Annotated in this window: 22 protein-coding genes; 13 read left to right on the forward strand and 9 right to left on the reverse strand. The window is 45.3% G+C overall.

Features of this window, described 5'->3' with window-relative positions:
- The 8 genes from VIP81_RS04280 to VIP81_RS04315 form a co-directional block, all read left to right on the forward strand.
- The coding region (locus tag VIP81_RS04280) for a phosphopantothenoylcysteine decarboxylase (RefSeq protein WP_331957239.1) at positions 1 to 567 on the forward strand (567 nt) is incomplete at its 5' end.
- Positions 560 to 1,489, forward strand: a complete 930-nt coding sequence (locus VIP81_RS04285) for a DUF4835 family protein (RefSeq protein WP_331957240.1) — start codon at positions 560 to 562, stop codon at positions 1,487 to 1,489. The genes VIP81_RS04280 and VIP81_RS04285, both read left to right, overlap by 8 nt.
- Before the next feature lie 64 nt (positions 1,490 to 1,553).
- Complete coding sequence (locus VIP81_RS04290; RefSeq protein ID WP_331957241.1) at positions 1,554 to 2,036, forward strand: DUF4296 domain-containing protein; 483 nt, start codon at positions 1,554 to 1,556, stop codon at positions 2,034 to 2,036.
- Positions 2,037 to 2,054: 18 nt separating this feature from the next.
- Positions 2,055 to 2,747: a CoA transferase subunit A gene (locus VIP81_RS04295; RefSeq protein ID WP_331957242.1), complete on the forward strand. Its 693-nt coding sequence runs from the start codon at positions 2,055 to 2,057 to the stop codon at positions 2,745 to 2,747.
- 34 nt (positions 2,748 to 2,781) lie between these two features.
- The gene (locus tag VIP81_RS04300) at positions 2,782 to 3,438 is read left to right on the forward strand and encodes a 3-oxoacid CoA-transferase subunit B (RefSeq protein WP_331957243.1); all 657 of its coding nucleotides are present in this window, start codon (positions 2,782 to 2,784) and stop codon (positions 3,436 to 3,438) included.
- A 178-nt stretch (positions 3,439 to 3,616) separates the two neighbouring features.
- On the forward strand, positions 3,617 to 5,005 hold the full coding sequence (locus VIP81_RS04305) for a DUF5723 family protein (RefSeq protein WP_331957244.1): 1,389 nt from the start codon (positions 3,617 to 3,619) through the stop codon (positions 5,003 to 5,005).
- 143 nt (positions 5,006 to 5,148) lie between these two features.
- Positions 5,149 to 5,988 (forward strand): aminotransferase class IV, encoded by an 840-nt coding sequence (locus VIP81_RS04310; RefSeq protein ID WP_331957245.1) that lies wholly within the window; start codon positions 5,149 to 5,151, stop codon positions 5,986 to 5,988.
- Positions 5,989 to 6,083: 95 nt separating this feature from the next.
- Entirely contained in the window at positions 6,084 to 7,391 is a 1,308-nt protein-coding gene (locus VIP81_RS04315; protein ID WP_331957246.1) for a deoxyribodipyrimidine photo-lyase, read from the forward strand.
- 91 nt (positions 7,392 to 7,482) lie between these two features.
- Here the strand turns inward: VIP81_RS04315 and VIP81_RS04320 are convergent, their stop codons facing one another.
- The 7 genes from VIP81_RS04320 to mqnB all read right to left on the reverse strand — a co-directional run bounded on the left by VIP81_RS04320 (position 7,483) and on the right by mqnB (position 16,918).
- Positions 7,483 to 8,634: a TlpA disulfide reductase family protein gene (locus tag VIP81_RS04320; RefSeq protein ID WP_331957247.1), complete on the reverse strand. Its 1,152-nt coding sequence runs from the start codon at positions 8,632 to 8,634 to the stop codon at positions 7,483 to 7,485.
- Between the two features lie 3 nt (positions 8,635 to 8,637).
- Positions 8,638 to 10,098 carry a RagB/SusD family nutrient uptake outer membrane protein gene (locus tag VIP81_RS04325; protein ID WP_331957248.1) on the reverse strand — a complete coding sequence of 487 codons (1,461 nt, stop codon included), beginning with the start codon at positions 10,096 to 10,098 and terminating at the stop codon, positions 8,638 to 8,640.
- Between the two features lie 11 nt (positions 10,099 to 10,109).
- Positions 10,110 to 13,553 (reverse strand): SusC/RagA family TonB-linked outer membrane protein, encoded by a 3,444-nt coding sequence (locus VIP81_RS04330; protein WP_331957249.1) that lies wholly within the window; start codon positions 13,551 to 13,553, stop codon positions 10,110 to 10,112.
- A gap of 98 nt (positions 13,554 to 13,651) precedes the next feature.
- A complete protein-coding gene (locus tag VIP81_RS04335) occupies positions 13,652 to 14,659 on the reverse strand; it encodes a FecR family protein (protein WP_331957250.1) in 1,008 nt (335 codons plus the stop codon).
- Between the two features lie 123 nt (positions 14,660 to 14,782).
- Positions 14,783 to 15,391 (reverse strand): sigma-70 family RNA polymerase sigma factor, encoded by a 609-nt coding sequence (locus tag VIP81_RS04340; RefSeq protein WP_331957251.1) that lies wholly within the window; start codon positions 15,389 to 15,391, stop codon positions 14,783 to 14,785.
- A gap of 32 nt (positions 15,392 to 15,423) precedes the next feature.
- On the reverse strand, positions 15,424 to 16,221 hold the full coding sequence (locus VIP81_RS04345; protein ID WP_331957252.1) for a 1,4-dihydroxy-6-naphthoate synthase: 798 nt from the start codon (positions 16,219 to 16,221) through the stop codon (positions 15,424 to 15,426).
- Between the two features lie 28 nt (positions 16,222 to 16,249).
- Positions 16,250 to 16,918 (reverse strand): futalosine hydrolase, encoded by a 669-nt coding sequence (gene mqnB, locus VIP81_RS04350; RefSeq protein ID WP_331957253.1) that lies wholly within the window; start codon positions 16,916 to 16,918, stop codon positions 16,250 to 16,252.
- A gap of 114 nt (positions 16,919 to 17,032) precedes the next feature.
- Between mqnB and VIP81_RS04355 the strand changes: the two genes are divergently transcribed.
- The 3 genes from VIP81_RS04355 (at position 17,033) to fabD (ending at position 19,218) form a co-directional block, all read left to right on the forward strand.
- Positions 17,033 to 17,446 carry a 6-pyruvoyl trahydropterin synthase family protein gene (locus VIP81_RS04355; RefSeq protein ID WP_331957254.1) on the forward strand — a complete coding sequence of 138 codons (414 nt, stop codon included), beginning with the start codon at positions 17,033 to 17,035 and terminating at the stop codon, positions 17,444 to 17,446.
- 54 nt (positions 17,447 to 17,500) lie between these two features.
- Positions 17,501 to 18,088 (forward strand): GTP cyclohydrolase I FolE, encoded by a 588-nt coding sequence (folE, locus tag VIP81_RS04360; RefSeq protein ID WP_331957255.1) that lies wholly within the window; start codon positions 17,501 to 17,503, stop codon positions 18,086 to 18,088.
- A gap of 239 nt (positions 18,089 to 18,327) precedes the next feature.
- Positions 18,328 to 19,218 carry an ACP S-malonyltransferase gene (gene fabD, locus VIP81_RS04365; RefSeq protein ID WP_331957256.1) on the forward strand — a complete coding sequence of 297 codons (891 nt, stop codon included), beginning with the start codon at positions 18,328 to 18,330 and terminating at the stop codon, positions 19,216 to 19,218.
- Between the two features lie 114 nt (positions 19,219 to 19,332).
- On the opposite strand, the gene VIP81_RS04370 is transcribed toward fabD, so the two are convergent.
- Positions 19,333 to 20,184: a GNAT family N-acetyltransferase gene (locus VIP81_RS04370; RefSeq protein ID WP_331957257.1), complete on the reverse strand. Its 852-nt coding sequence runs from the start codon at positions 20,182 to 20,184 to the stop codon at positions 19,333 to 19,335.
- A gap of 72 nt (positions 20,185 to 20,256) precedes the next feature.
- On the reverse strand, positions 20,257 to 20,724 hold the full coding sequence (locus VIP81_RS04375; RefSeq protein WP_331957258.1) for a GNAT family N-acetyltransferase: 468 nt from the start codon (positions 20,722 to 20,724) through the stop codon (positions 20,257 to 20,259).
- A 410-nt stretch (positions 20,725 to 21,134) separates the two neighbouring features.
- Here VIP81_RS04375 and VIP81_RS04380 point away from each other — a divergent pair, with 410 nt between their 5' ends.
- Positions 21,135 to 21,626 (forward strand): DinB family protein, encoded by a 492-nt coding sequence (locus VIP81_RS04380; protein ID WP_331957259.1) that lies wholly within the window; start codon positions 21,135 to 21,137, stop codon positions 21,624 to 21,626.
- A 47-nt stretch (positions 21,627 to 21,673) separates the two neighbouring features.
- Positions 21,674 to 21,957 (forward strand): NUDIX domain-containing protein (locus VIP81_RS04385; RefSeq protein WP_331957260.1); only part of this gene is annotated, 284 nt, incomplete at its 3' end.

Here is a 21,957-nt window from a genome sequence, read left to right on the forward strand (position 1 = left end):
GGGAAAATGGGTATTGCCATTGCAGAAGCCCTGGCAGATGCCGGCGCCAACGTACAATTGGTACTGGGCCCCACTTCCCAGCAAACTACCCATACCGGCGTAACCACCATCAGGGTGCAAACCGCCCAGGAAATGTTTGACGCGGTTACCGCCCGCTTTCCCAACGCAGCGATTGTAGTGGCCGCCGCCGCAGTAGCGGATTACCGCCCCGCAAACGTGGCAGATAAAAAGATTAAAAAAGGGGAAGCCCAATTACATATTGATCTCGAAAAAACACCCGATATACTCCGCTCATTAGGCGACCACAAAGGCCCTCAGCAATTGCTGATCGGCTTCTCCCTGGAAACAAACAATGAAAAGGAATATGCCCTGAAAAAGCTACGGGAAAAGCACCTCGACATGATCGTGATGAACTCACTCGCTGACGCAGGTGCCGGATTTAACTATGATACCAACAAAGTAACGCTGTTTGATAAAAATGGAAATGAAACCAGTTTCCCGCTGAAATCAAAACAAGCCGTGGCTCAGGATATTGTTTCCGCTATAATCGAATTGCAACATGCATAACCGTTTCCCGTTTATCCTGCTCATGGCAGGCGCATTTGTATTATGCTGCATCCGCCCCGTGCAGGCCCAGGAAATCAGGGCTAATGTGTCGGTAGTGGCCGGCCAGGTGCAGGGGGTAGACAAGAAAATATTTACTACCCTGCAGAATTCTATCCGGGAATTTCTCAACAACCGCCACTGGGCCAACGACGCCTTTACACCGGCGGAACGGATAGAATGTAATTTTTTGCTCAACGTAACCGGTACCTCCGGCGCAGATAGTTATAAGGCCACACTGACTATACAGGCCACCAGACCCGTTTATAACAGCAGCTATGTCACCAGTCTGCTGAATATCCAGGATAATAACGTGGTATTCCGCTACGTTGAATTTCAACAACTGGAATACAGCGATACCCGTATAGTAGGCAACGATCCGCTGTCGTCCAATCTCACAGCCATTCTTGCTTATTATGTAAATATTATCCTGGGACTGGACTATGATTCTTTTTCTCCACGTGGTGGCGATGTGTACTTCAAAAAAGCACTCAACATTGTCAATAATGCTCCTGATGGGAAAGATATTTCCGGCTGGAAAGCTTTTGAGGGCAATCGTAACCGCTACTGGTTGCAGGATAACCTCCTGAATGCGAAATTTCTGCAGTTCCATGATGTGATGTATCAGTATCACCGGATGGGACTTGACGTGATGTATGACGATGTGAACAAAGGTCGCGCAGCCATACTGAACTGCCTGAACATGTTGTATTCTATTCATCAGGACATTCCAAATTCCATGCTGATGCAGACATTTTTCAGCGCCAAAGGAACTGAGTTACAGAAATTATTTGCCAAGGCGATGCCGCAGGAGCGAAGTCGTGCTGCTGAACTGCTGTCGCAGATGGACGTGCCTAATGCACAGAAGTATCAGGCCATGAAATAAGCTGCCGGCTATTAAAGAATACCACTACACTAAAAGCTAAAAGCTAATAGCTATAATGAATAACATGATGTTGAAATCTGCCACCCTGGCTTTGTTTGTATTGTTTTTGTTCGCCTGTGGTGATGGGGATAATGTGCCTTCAAAGTATATGTCCAAGGAGAAAATGAGTAGTATCCTGGAAGATATGTCTATTGCCGATGCCTATAGTAATGAGCAACCATTCACCACAACTTTTTCTCCTAATTACGATTCTGTGAGACAGGAGAAAGTAAAGATTTACTATAAGCAGATACTGGATATCCATAAAGTGACGGTAAAGGAGTTTATGGATAGTTATAAATATTATGAAAGTCATCCCAGCAGATTAAAAGAAGTGCTGCAAATAGTGCAGGCAGATGTAGCTGCGAAAAAGCAGCGGCTGGGTAACCCGATGGATGAAAACGCGCCCCTGCGTTTTCGGGTAAAGAGTCTTTTCCCTTATGCAGACAGCGTGCTATTGCTGCCGAAAGCCGATACTATCCGGCCTTTTGTTAAGCGGCAGCGTTAATCTATAAAACACCAAAACATGAACAAAGTAGTAGCTAATGCCGACGAAGCCTTACAAGATATCCGGGATGGAGCGGTGCTGATGCTGGGAGGGTTTGGTTTGTGTGGGATTCCGGAAAATTGTATTGCCGCCCTGGTAAAAAAAGGGGTGAAAGACCTTACCTGTATTTCCAATAATGCCGGGGTAGACGACTTCGGCCTGGGGCTGTTGTTAAAAACGCGGCAGATCAGGAAAATGATGTCTTCCTATGTAGGTGAAAATGCAGAATTTGAAAGACAGTTGCTGGCCGGAGAGCTGGAAGTAGACCTGATTCCACAAGGTACACTGGCCACCCGGATCCAGATGGCAGGAATGGGTATTCCTGCTTTTTTTACGCCTGCCGGTTACGGCACTGAAATCGCTGAAGGGAAAGAAGTCCGTGAATTTAATGGAAAACCCCATCTGATGGAACTGGCGCTGCACGCAGACTATGCCATTGTAAAGGCATGGAAAGGCGATACAATGGGTAACCTGATATTCCGCAAAACCACGCGGAACTTCAGCACTTCTATGGCCAGAGCAGGGAATGTTACTATTGTAGAAGTAGAACACCTGGTGCAACCCGGAGAGCTGGACCCCGACCAGATTCACGTACCGGGCATCTATGTGCATCGCATTTTCCAGGGTAGTAATTATGAAAAACGGATTGAACGCAAGACCGTAAAGATCTAGTTCATCAAATTTCCCACTCTTCAAATCTGATTTTATGTCGCTCGATAAATATGGCATTGCCAAAAGAATAGCGCAGGAACTACAGGATGGTATGTATGTGAACCTGGGAATTGGTATTCCTACCCTGGTATCCAACTACATTCCTGCCGGTGTTTCTATTATGTTACAATCTGAAAACGGTATACTGGGTATGGGCCCTTATCCTGCTGCGGAAGACATTGATGCAGACCTGATCAATGCAGGTAAAGAAACCGTTACACTATTGCCCGGCGGTAGCTTTTTCGATTCTGCCGAAAGCTTTGGGATGATCCGTGCAGGTAAAGTAGACCTCACGGTATTAGGCGCCATGGAAGTATCTGATAAAGGCGATATCGCTAACTGGAAGATTCCTGGTAAAATGGTGAAAGGAATGGGTGGTGCGATGGATCTCGTAGCTTCCGCGCGGAATATTATTGTGGCGATGATGCATACCAATCCCAAAGGAGAAAGTAAACTGCTGCCCCAATGTACACTTCCGCTTACAGGTGTTAACTGTGTAAAGAAGATTGTAACGGAGTTGGCTGTACTGGATGTTACGCCCGATGGATTTAAATTATTGGAGCGCGCACCGGGTGTAAGTGTGGACGAAATCCGTTCTAAAACCGCTGGTAAATTGATTGTAGAAGGTGAAATTCCGGAGATGAATATCTAACAGGATAACTACGTATATACATATCCGTGCCCTGCTTTCCTTACCGGGAGAGCAGGGCATTTTTATTTTTATGAAATAGTTGGATTTATACTATATAATTAATTTAAATGTTTATAATTTTACATACTTAAATTATTAACCTCATTTGTTTAGTTATTTCTAACCTATAATCATCACTATGAAAAGGATTTTTACATTCCTGCTACTGTCATGCTGCACCACTTATTCGTATGCCCAGGAACTGGCGGGCTTCCGTACCAGTAATTATGCGGGCGTAAACAGTGTGTTTTCTAACCCTGCCAGCATCGCCGATAGCCGTTATCGCTGGGACGTTAATTTATTCGCGGTAAATGTGGGGGTTTCCAACAACCAGTTAAAGTATAAACTGGGAGACATCGGGTCGTCGTTTAACGAGGATACCATCAAGAGCCAGTTGTTTGGACAGAGCAAAGGCTTAACCAAAGCACTGGTAAACGTAGGCGTGATGCTGCCTTCTGCCATGTTTAATGTAGGTAAATTTACCTTTGCTGTTACTTCCCGCGTACGGGTAGTTGCCAATGTTACTGACGTGGATGGTAAGCTGACAGATAAGATCATGAATGATTTGTCGTCTAATGCCAACCTGCCTTACGACATTAATTCCAACGCTAATATGCGGGTTGCTGTCAATGCCTGGGCAGAATACGGGGTATCTGTAGCACGAGAAGTGCTGGTAATGGGACCGCACTACCTGAAAGCCGGCGTTAGCCTGAAATACCTCTCTGGTGCAGGTAACGGAACGATCAACATTGATCACTTACATGCGACGATGAATGTAGACGAAGGCCAGCAGGATGCTTACCTGACTAATGCTTCCGGAAAAGTAGGAATGAACTTCGCTGGTTTTAATGTGTCTGATTTTGACGTAGCAGATGCGACGCAATTTACCGGTCATGGTGTTGGCGCGGAGTTGGGTGCTGTATATGAATACCGTCCTGAAAGCGAAAGCAAAGGTGCTAATAAATACAAGTTCCGTTTAGGTGTATCCCTGATGGATATTGGTAAAATTAAGTATGAGCGCGATGTTACGCGTAGCGGTACCTTTACCGTTGGTATCCCCGTCGGTCAGCAGTTTTCGCTGAAAAACCTGGATGGTGTCCAGTTGGATAATTACAAAACGGAGCTTGGTAAATATCCGCAGTATTTTACACCTGCCGGTGATAACAGTAATTCTTCCTATTCCGTGAGCCTGCCTACTACTTTACAACTGAATGGTGACTATCATATTCATCATGCTTTTTATGTAAATATGGATGTACAGCTGTCATTGGCCAGTGGTAAGAACAAGCCTTACAATGCCCAATACTACAGTGGTTTCAGTATTACTCCCCGCTATGATGGCCGGGTCTTCGGTTTCTTCCTGCCTGTTAGCTACAATGAATTGTCTAAGCTGAATGCTGGTGCCAGCTTCCGTGTAGGACCGTTGTTTGTAGGTTCCGGTAGTGTGTTGAGCGCTTTACTGGGTTCTTCGCATCAGCTGGATGGCTTTGTAGGCATTCGTTTTGGCGGTTTACAAAAACGTAAATAATCATGAATTTGGGATTCCGGATTGATTTAAAATCAGATATTTTGTTTCGACAATACATACTTCCCTGAAACAAAATCCGGAAATCCCAAACTTCTGAAATCGCCAAATAAATGGTATCTTTCAACTTGCTAAATTAGTTCGAGGTGCAAGTTGGATTTCTTTGTTATAACGGTAAATATATTCCTGCGGCTGACCCGATTTTTACTGCCGACAATCGTTCCTTCAGATACGGGGATGGATTTTTTGAAACCCTGAAAGTATACCAGGGAAACGTATTGCTGGCGGACCTGCATTTCGAGCGCTTGCTCGCCAGTTTACATCTGCTGCACTTTGATATTCCCACTCATTTTACCAAAGCATTTTTTGTTAAGCAGATCATAGATCTCTGCAACAAAAATAATATTGCGCATATGGCCCGGGTAAGATTGGCTATATTTCGCTCTGATGGCGGATTATATGATCCGATCAACAACCTGCCCAATTATATTATTCAATCCTGGGAATTAAGCAAAACGGTACTGGAATTAAATCAGAACGGTTTGGTAACAGATATATTTCCGGATGTGAAAAAGAGCTGTGATAAATTATCGGCTGTTAAATCCAATAACTGTTTGCCGTATGTAATGGCAGCCATGTATGCCAAACAACACCGGTTGAATGAAGCTATTTTGCTTAATCAATATGGTCGTGTGGCAGACAGTACGATTGCTAATTTGTTTATTGTACGCGATAAAATAATTTATACGCCACCTCTGACGGAAGGAGGCGTTTGCGGCGTAATGCGGAAGTATCTCCTGAAAGCAGAGCTTCCTTTTAAAGTGCAGGAAAGACCCCTCGATATCGACGACCTCGAAAATGCGGATGAAATATTTTTAACCAATGCCATTTATGGTATTCGCTGGGTGGGCCTTTTCCGCGACAGCAGCTATGGTAATGCCACCGCCGCCATTTTACATGAAGTACTACATGAAGGAATGCTGTAGAGCTGTTAGCTATTAGCTGTTAGTTTTTTAGTAAATGCAGCGATGATGACTCACCATATTTGTTTTGCCGGAAGCGGAGAAAATAATTGATACAGATGGAACAAAAAGTTAGTCTTTGCTGGTTTCGCCGCGACCTGCGGCTGGAAGACCAGGCCGCTTTTTATTATGCATTACATGCGGGGATACCGGTAGTACCGGTATTTGTTTTTGATACCAATATCCTGCACGATCTGGAAGATAAAGCGGATCGCCGTCTTACTTTTATTCATACGGTGCTGGAAGAAATGCAGCAACAGCTGTGTGCAGAAGGCAGCTCGCTGGATGTTTTTTATGGTACGCCTGAAGCTGCATTTGCGCACTGGACCGGGAAATATGCTGTAGCAGCAGTGTATGCCAACCATGATTATGAACCTTATGCCCGCAGCAGGGACGCCGCTGTGGAAAAGCAGCTCAAAGAAAGAAATATTTCCTTTCATACTTACAAAGATCAGGTGGTGCTGGAGAAAAATGAAGTACTGAAAGATAACGGGGAGCCATATACGATTTTTACACCGTATAGTAAAAAGTGGTATGATCAACTTACATTTTTTCATCTCAAACCTTACCCTTGTAAAAAATATATTGCACATCTTTATCAGCAACCGCCAGTGAAAATCCCTTCGTTGAAAGACATGGGTTTTGTGACAGTCGCACCAATATTTCCATCGAAGGAGCTGCCGGCGGGATTGATCAGACATTACGATACTACCCGCGATTTTCCCGCTGTGGACGGCACTTCCCGGCTGGGTATTCACCTGCGTTTTGGTACCATCAGCATCCGGGCACTGTTTCAACATGCCATGGAACTCAATGCTACTTTTGCCAAAGAGTTGATATGGCGTGAATTTTACCAGATGATCCTCTGGCATTTCCCTCACGTAGTAGGTAATTCTTTTAAGAGAGAATATGATAAAATAGCCTGGCGTAATAATGCGAAAGAGTTTGAACGCTGGTGCAATGGTGAAACGGGCTATCCTATAGTGGATGCAGGGATGCGGGAACTGAATGCTACTGGATATATGCATAACCGCGTACGCATGATTACCGCCAGTTTTTTAACCAAACATTTATTGATCGACTGGCGTTGGGGCGAAGCTTATTTTGCGGCAAAACTGCTGGACTATGATTTAGCTGCCAACAACGGTGGCTGGCAATGGGCCGCGGGTTCCGGTTGTGATGCCGCGCCTTATTTCCGCGTGTTTAACCCTACGTTGCAAACACAGAAATTTGATAAAGACCTGCAGTATATCCGTAAATGGGTGCCTGAATTTGAGGGCTTTAATTATGTAAAACCTATTGTAGCACACGAGGAAGCGCGGAAGCGTGCGTTGGAAGTATATGGACATGCATTACGGAAAGGATAAAGCATAAAGCGGAAAACAAAAAGCTATTGAAGCGGATGATAAACAGTTATCCGCTTCAATAGCTTTTTGCTTTTTGCTTTCCGCTCTATGCCTAGTTCTTTAAAACGGCTTGTAGTTTTTTATCCAGCGCATCATGTTCTTCTCCACCACCACCATAACGGGCAATGATCATTCCTTTGGGATCAATAAGAATTTGCGTAGGTAAAGAATGAATACCGAAATGATCACTGGTATCTTCGGGGTTAGGCTGCTCTTTCATGCGTTTCGCCATATCGAGTCCGCGTAGTACATGTTTCCATACACCTATCCCATCTTTTTCTACTGCCTTTCTCCAGGCATCGGGGTTGCGATCGTCGTCTGAAACACTGATGATTTCAAAGCCTTTTTCCTTGTATTGTTTATACAGTTCCAGCAAATGAGGATTGCCTGCCCTGCAGGGAACACACCAGCTGGCCCAGAAGTCGAGCAGCACATATTTACCGCGGAAATCAGCCAACGTCAATTTTTGTCCGTTGATATCTGTCTTGCTGAAATTGAAAGCCATGCTGCCAGGCGATCCATCTTCCAGTTGTTTTATTTCTTTGGCAATTTTCATCCCGTCCTTGCTTTGTTGTAACGAGGTGCTTAGGCTGTTGAAATAATATTTCGCAGAATCCAGTGACATGCTGCCTACTTCAAAACGCATGAGGTAAAGACTGAGGAAGGCGTTGTGATGCTCCCGGATAAATTTTCGGGATAATTGGCTGTTTGTCTCGAAATAGGGCGCCAGTTGTTCGCGGATGGCGCCGGCTTTGTCATGATCCTTTTCGTTGCGCAATGCTTCCATCAGGGGTTTGTATTGTACCGTAGCGGCTTCTTTTTCCTGTTCCAGCTTTACGTTGTCATCGTTGCTTTTAGAGCCTTTCAGGACGGTAGTAGTCAGATCGCCGTTTTGTACAGTAATGGTCATGGCGGCAGGTTCCAGGAAGAGATAAGCCTGTTCCTTTTTATCACCACTCAGGTTCCTGGTAAGCGTGGCAGAAAACACTCCGGGTGTAGGTTGGAGTATGGTTCCTGCAAAGCTGAACCGGCCATTTGTTATAGTGGCACTGTCGGAAATATATTTTTGCCCGTTGTTGTATTGCAGGTAATATTTGGCGGGTGCATTGCCACTAACGGTACCGGATACACTGAATTTTTGTTGTGCAGTAGCTAATTGCGCAATGACTAACGGTAATGATAGTACGCTGATTATTTTCTTCATATACTATTGTGGATTTTGTGTAAGATTAGGATTGAGCGTAATTTCTTCCTGCGGAATACGCAGTAGTATTTTAGGGCTGGTGGCGGTGATAGTGATGGCGCCACTGCCAACGGAAGCATAATCTCTGATCATCGGCAAGCCATTCCGGAAATAGTCGAAAGCGTTATGGCCTTCGAAAGCCAGTTCTATGCGGCGTTGCAGCAATATTTCATTGAAGAGTGCCTGCCCGCTGAGTGTTACTTCCGGTAATCCAGCACGTGTACGAATAATGTTAAGATCTGTTAGTGCGGCATCGTTCTTCCCTAATTTAACATTAGCTTCAGCGCGGTTCAGATATACTTCTGCCAGCCGCACATAGCGGAAAGGAGATCTGCTAAAGATGGCGGCGTAACCGAACATGTATTTCACGGAGGCAATGGTATCTTTAGTCAACCCCGGTGTTACATTCACTTTGTAGTGAGCCGAACGCAGGTCAGTGGCAGATACTAACGATAATAACGCGGAGGAAGGACGATAATAGCCGCCGGTATATCCGGATTGTGTTGGAAATGCATATAACTGGCTGATGGATGAATTGCCATAATCCATATTGCCGGCAAAAATATCTTCCTTATTACTTTTGTTATTGCTGTTATAGTATTGACGATAATCATTGTCTTTTGATAAAGCAAACTTGTTACTGCTGATGACGGCGGTAGCATTATCCACGGCTTTCTGATTGGACGTGACTTCCGGTTGCTGGAAGGTGCCACCCATATACAGGTAAACACGTGAGAGCAAGGCAGCAGCCGCCATTTTTCCGGCATAACTACTAGACTTCTCCTGGTTGAATAATGGCATAGCGGTTTCCAGATCGCTGATGATCTGGTCATACACTGCTTTTACAGTCGCGCGTGCCGGTTTAAAATCGCTGCCGTTGGCAGCAGTGGTAATCAGCATGACGGCGGGGCTGTTGGCCGCATCCTGGTAGTAGGGTTTGCCATATAGGCGCACCAGGTTGAAGTACACGAACGCCCTGATAAACAACGCTTCTGCTTTTGCCTGTATGATCACCGGATTTTGCTCGTCTTTTGCTACATTGTCCAGCAATTTGTTGGCATGAAGAATAGCAAAATAGCTGGCTCGCCAGAAGTTGTACGTCCAGCTATGATCCTTATCGGCGGAGTTGATATAGTTAAACGCATCGCTGTTCATATTGGGACCGAGATCGAGGGAATGAATATTATTTCCCAATGCTTCCGGCAGAAACATAGCAATGCCACCATAGCCAAAGGCATTGCTTTCCATGCCTATGCCGAGCGTGATCATAGGATACAAACCTATGGCAGCCTGTGAAAATCCGTCAGGTGTTGAAAACTGTGCTGCTTCATTCGTCACATTATGTGGACGGAGTTCATCCAGTTGTTTATTGCAGGCGCTTAATATAAAGGTGCTGATAACAGCTAATAGTATTTTCCGATTCATGTGGCAGTAGTTTAGAAAGTTACGTTGAGACCAGCGGTGATACGTCTTGGGTTGGCATTTTCGATACCGATACCGGTGAAGCTGGCATTACCGATAGGAGCGCCCTCGGGGTCGGCGCCTACATAGTCTTTATGCTTAATCACAAATACATTATCCATACTCACGAATACGCCTGCACGCTGCGCACGCAGTTTAGACAATGCTTTTGGCGTGAGGTCATAACCCAGTCGTATGTTGCGCATACGCACATGACTGGCATTGCCGTATATGAGAGAAGAGTTGCCGGTAAATACTTTCCACTCATCCATTTTACCGCTGTATACATCCGGATAGTTGGCGTTTTTATCGCCGGGCTGCTGCCATATTTTTTGGGTAGATTGCCAGCTGACATTATTTCTGCCGCCGAAGGGGGCCATTGGGTCCTGGAAATTATTGATCAGACTCATAGCGGTATAGTTGCCCACCTGGAACCATATTTCTGCGCTCAGTGAAAACTGTTTGTAGGTGAATGTATTGGTAAAGCCTCCAAAGAATTTCGGTGTTGCAGATCCTACAGACTGGTAGTTGCGCAGATTACCATAATCGCCTATTCCTTCCACCACCTGCAGTTTGCCGGAAGCGTCGTAATTCTGGAATAGTGGTGCGCCATTATCGGGGTTTACACCTACGTAGTGAATGGCTTTGATGACATTGATATCTTCTCCCTTATAACGATAATAGGCGCGGCTGTAACCATCCAGCAACGAATCGTTATATAGTTTTTGAATGCTGTTTTTATTAAAGCTGATATTGAGGTTGGTGGTCCAGCTGAAGTTGCTGGAAACGATGTTCCGGGTATTGAGCATTAATTCCAGTCCCTTGTTAAGTACTTCTCCCACATTTTGATATTGTTGGAAAGAACCTTGTGCAGAGCCTACATACACTTGTTGCAGCAGGTTTTTACTGAGTTTGGAATAGAGATCGGCATTGATTGCTACGCGGTTCCACAATCCAAGATCAATGCCGATGGTATTGTTGACGGTTGTTTCCCAGCTGATATCCGGGTTTTCCAGTTGTGTAATGGCGGCGCCAATACCATTCGCGTTATCATATGGAAAAGGACTGTTGTTGGCATAAAGGGTTTGATTGAGGTATCCATCTCCTACATCCCTGCCGGAAGTTCCGTGCACTACCCGTAGTTTCAACTGGTCGATGCTTTTTACATCTGCCAGAAAAGCTTCCCGGTTAATCATCCAGCCAGCGCTGACGGCATAAAAAGTACCGTATCTTTTGTTGCGGCCAAAGTTGGTAAAAGCGTCTGTACGCAGGGATGCTGCTGCAAAATAGCGGGATGCATAGTTATAGTTCAGTTCACCGAAAGCAGAGAAGCTGGCACGTTCTGTATAGGTGCCTGTAGGCCGGTAGGGACGGTTGTATACATAGCTGATGGCATCACCAAAGTTTTTAGCGGCGCCGGCATTCCGTTCGCCGGCCAGCAGGTTGTAATAACTGGTAGATGATGTTTCGGTATGACGTTTCGCCCACTCTGTTCCTGCCAGAAAGCTAAAGCTATGCTGGCCGAATTGTTTGTTGGCATTGAGTGTATTGGTGCTGATGAAATTAAAAAATCGCGAATCAGTAATAGCCAGTGTGCCATTAACTCCCGCCGCGCCGGGTGAAAAAAGATAGGGATAACCACCGTATTTACCGGAATAACTTCGCGGGTCCAGGTAAGAGTTACCATGTGCATTAATATAATCGATGGTATTGGTGGTTTTAAGGCTTAACCAGGGCAATATTTTGTAACTGAGCCATCCGGTGGCGGTCAGGTGTTGGTTGTCTGTAATAGCCGTATTGTCGTATTTTTTTTCTCCCAGGAAATTCTGGGTATAAGTGGTATAAGGCACCCCGAAATCGTCGGATTGTTTCACCGGGATACTGTCTGCCAGCGAGCCATCTGCTTTATAAGGCGTTACAAATGGCTGGGTCATATACATCGGGGGCATACCGTTACGGGTAATCGTTCTGTCGATGATGGCGCTGGTGTTAATACCACCGGTTATTTTTGCCGAAAATTTTTGTTCGATGTTCAAACGCAGGTTACGACGATCGAAGGTGTTGCCGAAGGTAATTCCCTTTTCTTTATACCAGTCAAGACCTGCGTAGATAGTGGTTTTATCGTTGCCGCTTGTTAAACCGAGGCTCACATCAGAAAAGTCACCATTGTCGTACAGTGCTTTTTCCCAGTCAAAATCTTTTGATTTATCCTCGTCTGTATAAATTCTCCTTTGCTGGATAAAATCGGCAGCGGTAGGGAATTCCTGTTGCAGGGGAGTTGATTCCGCCCATCTGTGTTCCATCATTTTGTCCATCCAGGCGATGTTTTCTGAGGTATTCATAAACCGGATGGCACGGTTTTGTTTGATGGCACCGTAGCGGGTGTCGAGGGTTACGTGTACACCGCTGTTTTGGGCGGCTCTTTTAGTGGTGACGACGATAACGCCCTGTGCGGCCCGTGAGCCGTAGATAGCGGTAGATGCGGCGTCTTTCAGGATGGTAATACTTTCTACATCGGCGGGATTTACCACATCCTGTAATGATTGCGAATTGGAGATAACGCCATCTACTACGAGGAGTGGTCCGAAATAGGTGCTGGTACCGGAAGGAAGAGAAGCAATGCCACGGAGCAGTACCTGTCCTTTGGCTCCTGCGGTGGCACTGGGTTCTACGATGTACATGCCGGTAGTTTTTGCTTTCAGCATAGATAAAATATTGGCAGAGGACACAGAGCTACGCAGTTGACTACCGGAAATTTTTTGCACGGCGCCGGTTAATTCTGCTGCCTGTTTATTGGTGTAACCCATTACCACAACGCTTCCCAGGCTGGTGGCATCTTCTTCGAGTACAATGCGGTTGTCGGTGCCGGATATAGCCTGTGTTTTAGGGCGATAGCCAATGCTGCTGATCATCACAGGATGACCATCTTCTGTGGCGATGGCAAAAACGCCGTTGGCATCTGTTACCGCGCCTTTGCCGGTAATCATATCGCGGATGGTAGTGGCAGGAAGGGGCTGACCTTTTCGGTCGGTGATCATGCCTTTTACCAGCGCAGGTGCTTTATTTACGGCAGATGGATTATTAGGTTTCACCACGCCGATCATATTGCCGCTCAGTCTGAACTCCAATCCGGATGCGGCTTCCAGCTCCTGCAGCAATTCCGTGATATTTCTCGCTTTGGAAGGGAGGGTGATGCGCTGTGCCGGTAATGTGCCCGCCACATAAAAGAATTTCACCTGGTAAGTAGTTTCAATTTTGCGAAAAGCGGCCTGCATGGAAATATCCTGCAGGGGGATTATTTTTTTTTGCTGCCCGTATGAAAGCATACTGGTCATCAATATCAATAACACCAAAGCTGGAAACTGCCATTTTACAGCAGTGCTTAACAGCGCACGGAGGCGCGCATAATTAAAAGTCATGCATCAGATTTTTAAATGTAATGGTTGATACGGTCACCACAGGCGCCGGCAGCCTGCTGGTGATCCCGATTTCAGCGATTTTGGTGGAAACGCTTTTATTAAAATTGAATCGTTACTTTATCCGGTTGTATATGAAAATTACATCCGGCTGTGAAACAAAAAATGTTCAGTACTTTTTCAAGTTTATCATTATCGAAGGCTCCTGAGAACCGTTTGGCATTAGACAGATTTCCTTTTATTTCGAATGGTATTCCATACCAGTTTTCCAGTTGAGCCACTACTTCATTGGCGCTGGCGTTGTTGAATACCAGTTTACCTGTTTTCCAGGTATGGACCGCAATGGTATCGAACGATTGCCGGGTCATTTCCTGCGCTGTTTCATTCCAGCGGGCCTGTTCTCCGGGGGCGAGTGTGAGGGCGTTGGTGTTGCCGGAATTTTCGCTCACCCTTACTTTTCCACTGAGCAGGGAAACGGTGGACTGCGGCTCGTATGGATATGATTTTACCAGGAAGGAGGTCCCAAGTACCGTAGTTTGTATTTGTTTACTGGTCACCACAAACGGATCATCTGTATTACCTGTTACATCAAACAAGGCGGCGCCTTTTACCAATTCTACATGCCGGTGTTTATTGCCGTAGTCGGATGGTATCCTTACGGTAGTATTGGCATTTAAAATAACCGCAGAACCATCGGGCAGCGTCAGCATTTTCCGTTGCCCCCAATCGCTGGAGTATACCAGGAAGGTAACGGGCGGGGTATTGGGCTGTCTTTTTTTCCAGAGCAGGGTGAGGCCCGCCAGGAGAAATACCGCTGCTGCGGCCCGCCACACATAGCTTTGCCAGCGGATACCACGCACCTGCGCGGGAGCCGTTGCTTTTACGGCCTGTTGCAGGCGGGTGAGTTGTATGGCTTTGTCGGTTGCTGCTTCGCCGGTATTGATATTATAATACAACGCTATTGAAGCGGCCACCTTCTCCTGTATTTCAGGATGCAGTGCGATATATGTTTCCCATTTCTCCACAGCCGCTTCATCATTCCGGCGGATATATTGCAGAAAGGTATCGTCGAGTAATAAGTCTAATTCAGTCAGGTCCTTTGGCAGCATTCCCCATCCATTTTTAAAGTAGAGCGACAATCGTTTCCGTTTTACCGGGTGTAGACCGGTAAATATTCAGATTTTGATATTTTTTATTTTAAGCGTGCTTTCTTAAAAAAAATCTAAGGGAATTTATAAGGGAAGTAACAGCAACAGCATTCTCAAATTTAGGTTGCCTGATTTGAGATCTGCAGCCAGTGATTGTTTGAGGGATTTTAGCGCTTCATACAGCTGATTGTACACGGTACGATGTGTTAATCCGGTGAGTTCCGCTATTTCATCATAATTTTTGCCTTCGTAGAAGCGAAGGTTGATCAATTCTTTTTGCCGTGGACTAAGTAAGGTGATGGCTTCCTGTATACGTCCGATGGCTTCTTTATTCTGTTGCTGATGTATCAGCAGTTGTTCCCGGGAGGGGATGTCGTCGCCGGTTTCCTGTTTGATCCACAGCGATAATAGTCCATTGTCTTTTTTTTCCTGTTGCAGATGCAATAGCAGTCGGCGTTTGAAGGAGGTGATAATATAACTGCGTACATTGGTAACGGTACCCAATCCTTCTTTTTTCTCCCAGAGATATAGAAAGACCTGTTGAATACAATCCTTCACCGGTTCGCTTCTGGCGCATATTTTCAGGCCCAGGAAAAGGAGCAAATGATAATACTGATCATACAATGTATATAACGCCTGCTCCTCTCCTTGCCGGAACCTGTTCCACAGGTCTGTATCCTTGTTTTCGATCATACCGTAACAAAAGAACGAAAAAAACAGTTGGTTTACCGGCCGATTTTTTTCGCGGCGGTCATCAGTGCTGCTACTGCTGCTTTTCCTTCACTGCCCAGGTCCAGACTAAAATCATTTACATAGAGGTCGATGTGTTGACGCATCACAGATTCGTCCATTTCCTGTGCATGTGATTTCACATACTCAGAGAGGTGTGGGTAGGTAGTATAGCTGTTTTGCAGGCTTTGGTGAATGAGCGCATCGAGTTGAGTGCGGGTAGCTTCCGGTACATCCTTACGGATAAAGATGCCGCCCAGCGGAATGGGGTTGCCGGTGGTTTTTTCCCAGTATTCGCCCATGTCCATCAGTTTTACCAGTCCTTTTAACTGATAGGTAAAGCGGTTTTCATGGATGATAACGCCTGCATCTACATCGCCATTGAGCACGGCATTTTCTATTTCAGAGAACACCATGATCTTTTTCTTCGTTGCTTCCGGGAAGGCAATGGAGAAAAGGAGGTTGGCCGTGGTGTTTTCGCCTGGAATAGCAATGGTCATGTTTTTGATTTCTTCCAGCGGAATATCTTTTTTAGCGATGAGCAAAGGGCCGCAACCGCGTCCGAGCGCACTACCGCTGTTGAGCAGCTCATATTGATCCTTTACTTTCAGGTATACCGCGAAGCTCAGTTTTGTAACAGATAATTTGCCTTGTAATGCCCAGTTGTTGAGCGTTTCCACATCTTCCAGGTGCGTATCAAAGGTGAAGTCTTGTGTGTCTATTTTGTTATTGACCATTGCATCAAAAATGAATGTATCATTCGGGCAAGGTGAAAAACCTAAAGATAAATGCATATGCTATCAAAATTTTATTGTGCTGTTGTTAAATGCCGGTCAGTGTTTGCACCGTTCTTATCAGTTCTTCATTTAATGTTTTTACGGCGAGAGGAATTTTCCATTTGCTTTTATCTCTGACTTCTACATAGTTAGAGAGGCTTCTCAGCTGAAGGAAGGGAATTTCTTCCAGGAGGCAGGCATAATGGAATGCAGCGCCTTCCATACTTTCTACATCGGGATTGTATTTGCTCACCAGTTTTTGTATGGTAGTCTCGCTGCCGCTCACCAGGTTTACACTGATTCCCGTGGCGATGGGGAGGGGTGGTAATTCCGGCAGGCCGGCAAAGGTATTCTCCAGGGAGGTGCCGGTGAAGGGTGTTTGCGAAGGTTGCCAGAGTTGTATATCAAATAAATCTTTAAACTGATCATTGTCTTCTGCTCCGAGATCGGCCAGGTACTCCCGTTTCACGGTCACTACTTGTCCCAGCTCCCAATCATGGCGGAAACTGCCGCCAATGCCGGCCTGGATGGCAATATCCGGTTTGTGCAGGATCAGGTGACGACCCAGGCTGAAAGCCGTGTGCATCATACCAATCCCGGCAATGAGGACATCGATTTCGCCATTGGCGGCGGATAAGGTGGTGCGTTGTTGGTCCAGGAACTGTAAAAATGGCTGTATTTCCAGTGTGGTAGCCGCGGTTACCAGTATTTTCATGGGGTAAAAATACGGCAAAAATGGATGCTCCCCATGTAAAACAATTGACAGGAATTAGGATAATTTGGGGCTACTCATTTAATAGTGGTATTTTTGCAAAAATTTTTTGCAATAATGATTTATTTAACGCGAGTAGAAAACTTCAATGCAGCGCATAAGTTATCTAACCCGGCTTGGAGCAAAGAAAAGAACGAAGAAGTTTTTGGGAAATGCGCCAATGAAAACTGGCATGGTCATAATTACGAACTGCACGTTACGATAAAAGGTAATCCTGATCCGGAAACGGGTTTTGTATTCAATGCCAAGACTTTAGGTGTTATCATCCGGGATGCTGTTATCGAAAAGATAGATCACCGGAACTTAAATATGGATGTAGATTTCATGGCAGGTAAGTTCACCTCCGCTGAAAATCTTTCTATTGCTATCTGGGATCAACTGGCTAAACACCTGCCGGTAGAAGTACAACTGCATTGTATTAAGTTGTACGAAACCCCTCGCATATACGTAGAATATTACGGAGGAAAGTAGTGGAGACAGGTAACGTATATGTCAGCCTTTGAAATTTGCTAAAATCATATAAGAATGGCGTATAATAAGATTGAAAGTTACGATGAAAAGATCACGTCCGGTCTTGTAGAAAACTATAAAGAATGCCTGCACCTGTTAGGGGAAGATCCTGCCAGAGAAGGATTAGAAAAAACGCCTGAACGTATGGCTAAAGCCATGCAGTTCCTCACCCAGGGTTATCAGCAGGACGCTCGTGCCATCCTGGAAGGCGCCAAATTCACAGAAGCTTATAGCGAAATGGTGATCGTTAAGGATATAGAAATATATTCTATGTGTGAGCATCATATGTTGCCCTTCTTCGGAAAGGCGCATGTAGCCTATATTCCGAACGGATATATTACTGGCCTGAGCAAACTGGCCCGGGTAGTAGATGTATTCGCCCGCCGTTTACAGGTACAGGAACGCTTAACGCACCAGATCCTCGATGCCATACAGGAAACGCTGCAACCGCAAGGCGTTGGCGTAGTAATAGAAGCGCAACATCTGTGCATGATGATGCGTGGTGTACAAAAACAAAACTCTGTCACCACTACTTCCGCTTTCAGCGGCCAGTTTGAACATGGTGATACCAGGGCAGAGTTTATGAAACTGATTTCCAAATAAGAAACTTATAGCGGATTTTGTCTTCCCCAGGATTATACTGATTACATTGATTTTGACGATTTTATTTTGATTATAGAAGATATATAGATATGTATAATACATATTTATATATCTTCGCTCTTTTAAAATCAACATACATCAACATAAAATCAAAAATAAAATCACGAAAATCATCAAAATCAGTATAATCCTGGTTAAGACAAAAAATCGCGCGCAAAGCTAAAACACAATATATCAACATGAAGCATGCTTACGTATTTCCCGGACAAGGATCACAGTTTCCGGGTATGGGCAAAAATCTGTACGACACCAACGCAAAAGCTAAAGAACTTTTTGAGCAAGCCAATGAAATTTTAGGTTTCCGTATTTCTGATATCATGTTCAGTGGTACAGATGAAGACCTGAAACAAACCAACGTTACACAGCCTGCCGTATTCCTGCATGCTGTTATCGCGTTTCTGTGTACAGAACATTCGCAGCCGGAAATGGTAGCAGGTCACTCTCTCGGTGAATTTTCTGCCCTGGTAGCCAATGGCGTACTGTCGTTTGAAGCGGCATTACGACTGGTAGCTGTCCGCGCCAATGCCATGCAGAAAGCATGTGAACTGCAACCATCTACTATGGCTGCTGTACTCGCACTGGACGATGCTAAAGTAGAAGAAATATGTGCCGCTGTTACCGCCGAAACCGGCGAAATAGTAGTACCTGCCAACTATAACTGTCCTGGTCAGCTGGTGATATCCGGCACTATCAAAGGCATAGAAATAGCCTGCGAAAGAATGAAGGCTGCCGGCGCTAAACGTGCATTGGTACTGCCGGTTGGAGGTGCTTTCCACTCTCCGTTAATGGCATCTGCAAAAGACGAATTACAGGCGGCTATCGATACGGCCGTTTTCAATACGCCTACCTGCCCAGTTTATCAGAACGTAGTAGCAGCCGCAGTAACCGATCCTGCACAGATCAAACAAAACCTGATTGATCAGTTAACTGGTGCCGTAAGATGGACACAATCCGTTCAGGCCATGGTAGCAGACGGTGGTCACGAATTCACGGAAGTTGGTCCCGGTAAAGTATTACAGGGATTGATCCAGAAAATTAATAAGGAAACTGTGGTGAATGGAATCAATTAGTGCAGCTATTAGCTTTTAGCAAAAATGCAGCGAAAATAAAAATGCAGCGGAGATGAAGTGTATGCTTAATCTCCGCTGCATTTTTGCTAAAAGCTAAAAGCTAAAAGCTAAAAGCTACAATTCCACCCTCATCTCATACTGAGATAAATAACGTTCCAATCCTGCCTGTGTCAGAAACGTATCTATTTCCGGGAAATGTTCATCAATGTTAATGATGGTCAAAGGTCCCTTCAGGGCATCCGCTGCATGCTGCAATAAGGCAGTACCTATTCCCTGTCTGCGGAAGCGGGGATGGACGGCGATGTTCCTGATTCGCCGGGAGTCCTTATGGACGCTGATATATCCGGCTGTTTCTTCATCTACAATTGCTTCCCAGGTGATGGTGAAGGCGCCTTCTCTTTGAATGCTGCCAACAGTGTTGGACCAGGTAGGCACCATATCCATAAACGTGGATAATCGTGGCCAGTCGGGCGTTTTATTGGCTTTTATGGAGACGTCTGCCACGGGTTTACGCATATCTACTTCGCCTTTGAACGAATGGATGATGCGGGTTTTGTGGAAGCCGCTGTTGGTGTAGGCTTTAATGGCCGGTAGATTGGTGCTGATCACTTCCAGTATTATTTCCCGGATGCCCTGTTGCTGGTAAACGGGGATAAACTGTCCATACATTTTCTGCACCAGGTGTTGCCCGCGGTAGGCGGGTATTACACCGGTGCCACCATTGTACAAAACAGTGGGGTGTATAAGGTTATCTACTGCATGTAAAATGAAACCACCTAATTCTTCTCCTGCAAATGCGCCGATGGAATAATTGCGTTGCAGATTTTCTCCCTGCATCTTTTGTTCCAGTATAGAAGGTGTGAGGTGCAACGGCACTATGTAATCGCTGAAAGCTGCGTTGAAAGTATCGCAGAGCTGCGGTGTGGCTATGTTGTGAAGGGTCCGGAAATCACGAATAAAAATCATAGTGGAATGGTATGTCATCAATATTAATAATGATTGATGACATACCCTCCCTGAATTTTATGAGCGGAAAAATTATTGTAATTCTATGCTCACATTAATCCATTCCGGATCAAATTTGTTCGTGTATTTTTTATAGAAATTAATGGCAGGCGTATTCCACTCCAGTACCTGGAACATAATGCCATTAAACTGTTTTTCCTTTGCTTCCTTCATTAGCTCGTCGAAGAATAATTTGCCAATGCCCTTGCCGCGCCATCTTTCGGTTACAATAATATCTTCCAGGTACATACGGCAACCTTTCCAGGTGGAGTAACGGGTATAATAGAGTGCCATTCCATGTATTACTTCCTGACCATTTATTTCGGTAGTCGCTACAAATGCTTTCCACACCGGGTTAGGGCCGAACCCTGCTTCCTCAAAATGTTCCAGTGTTACGGTCACCTGCTCGGGTGCTTTTTCATATTCCGCCAGCTCACGGATCAGTTCCATCAAACGCGGACAATCTTCTTTTCGTGCAGTCCTTAACGTTATATCTTCCATATTTCTAAAAATTAGTCAGGTGAATCGGCTATCCGTTTTAGTATGCCGGGCCAGCAGTCGATTTTATCCTTTTGCTTGCCAAAATGTACTATTACTGCCTGTTTTGCGGGGACAAATGTAAATGAACTGTCCTTTTGCGTAGGACGCAAATTAATCAAAATTGGGCGGATCCGGGGAATGCTTCCACCAAAGTGTTTGTCATCGTCGGATAAGCCGCTGGTTCATTTCCTCCATATAGCAGGATCACCTGCTTGCCGTTGATAGTTCCTTGTGGGGAAGGAGTAGGCAACTGGGCCTTACGGGCTGGAGCGGGTAACAGCAAAAGAGGGCAAATATCCTATGCTAAAATGAAAAACAATATTGTAATTTGTAGGATGTTTGCTGGGGGCTGGCATTAATCTCTTTTTTACATGAAAAATATGCTTGTGCATTACACTTCTTACAACTACTGGGCTAACCAGCAGTTGGTAAAGGGGCTGCTTAAACTAACGGAGGAACAGCTGGATCAGGAGCTGGGCGCCGGTTTTTCAACAGTACGTGCCACTGTTTATCAGTTGTGGCATGGAGAAAGTATCTGGTACCAACGGTTGCAGCTTACAGAAAAGGCAACGGACCCTACCCGTGGCTTCAGCGATGCTTTTACAGTGGCCTGTGCCGCCTGGCTGAAGCAATCGCTGTTGCTGGAAGAATGGGTGCAGAAAGCCACCCAGGTGAAGTTGAATCATACCATTGCCTACACACTTAAAAAGAGTGAACACTATAAAATAGGGGTACAGGATGTGATTATGCAGGTGTGTAACAATAGTACCTTTTACCGGGGACAACTGGTATATATGTTAGGACTATTAGGTGTCAATAAAATACCTGTTACGGATTACAGTCGTTTTAAACCTAAAAAATAGGTCGATTTTATTATTTTTACCGGATATTCTGCCTTTAAAATTCCTTTATGAATGCTGCTTCTTTTTATGCTAAAGCCCCTAAACACCTGGTGGCAGTAGATTGTATCATCTTCGGTTTTGATGAAGGCCGGTTGAAGTTACTGATCATGCAACGTAAAGTGGCCCCTATGGCCGGCGAATGGTCGCTGGTAGGCGGCTTTGTACAGGAAGACGAAAGTACTGATGAGGCGGCGGGCCGTGTGCTGGAGCATACCACCGGTTTGGATGATATTTACATGAACCAGTTACATTGCTATGGTAATGTGAACCGTGATACCGGCGCCAGGGTTAT

The sequence above is a fragment of the Chitinophaga sp. genome (assembly GCF_036566945.1).
In the GTDB taxonomy this organism is placed as follows: Bacteria; Bacteroidota; Bacteroidia; order Chitinophagales; family Chitinophagaceae; genus Chitinophaga.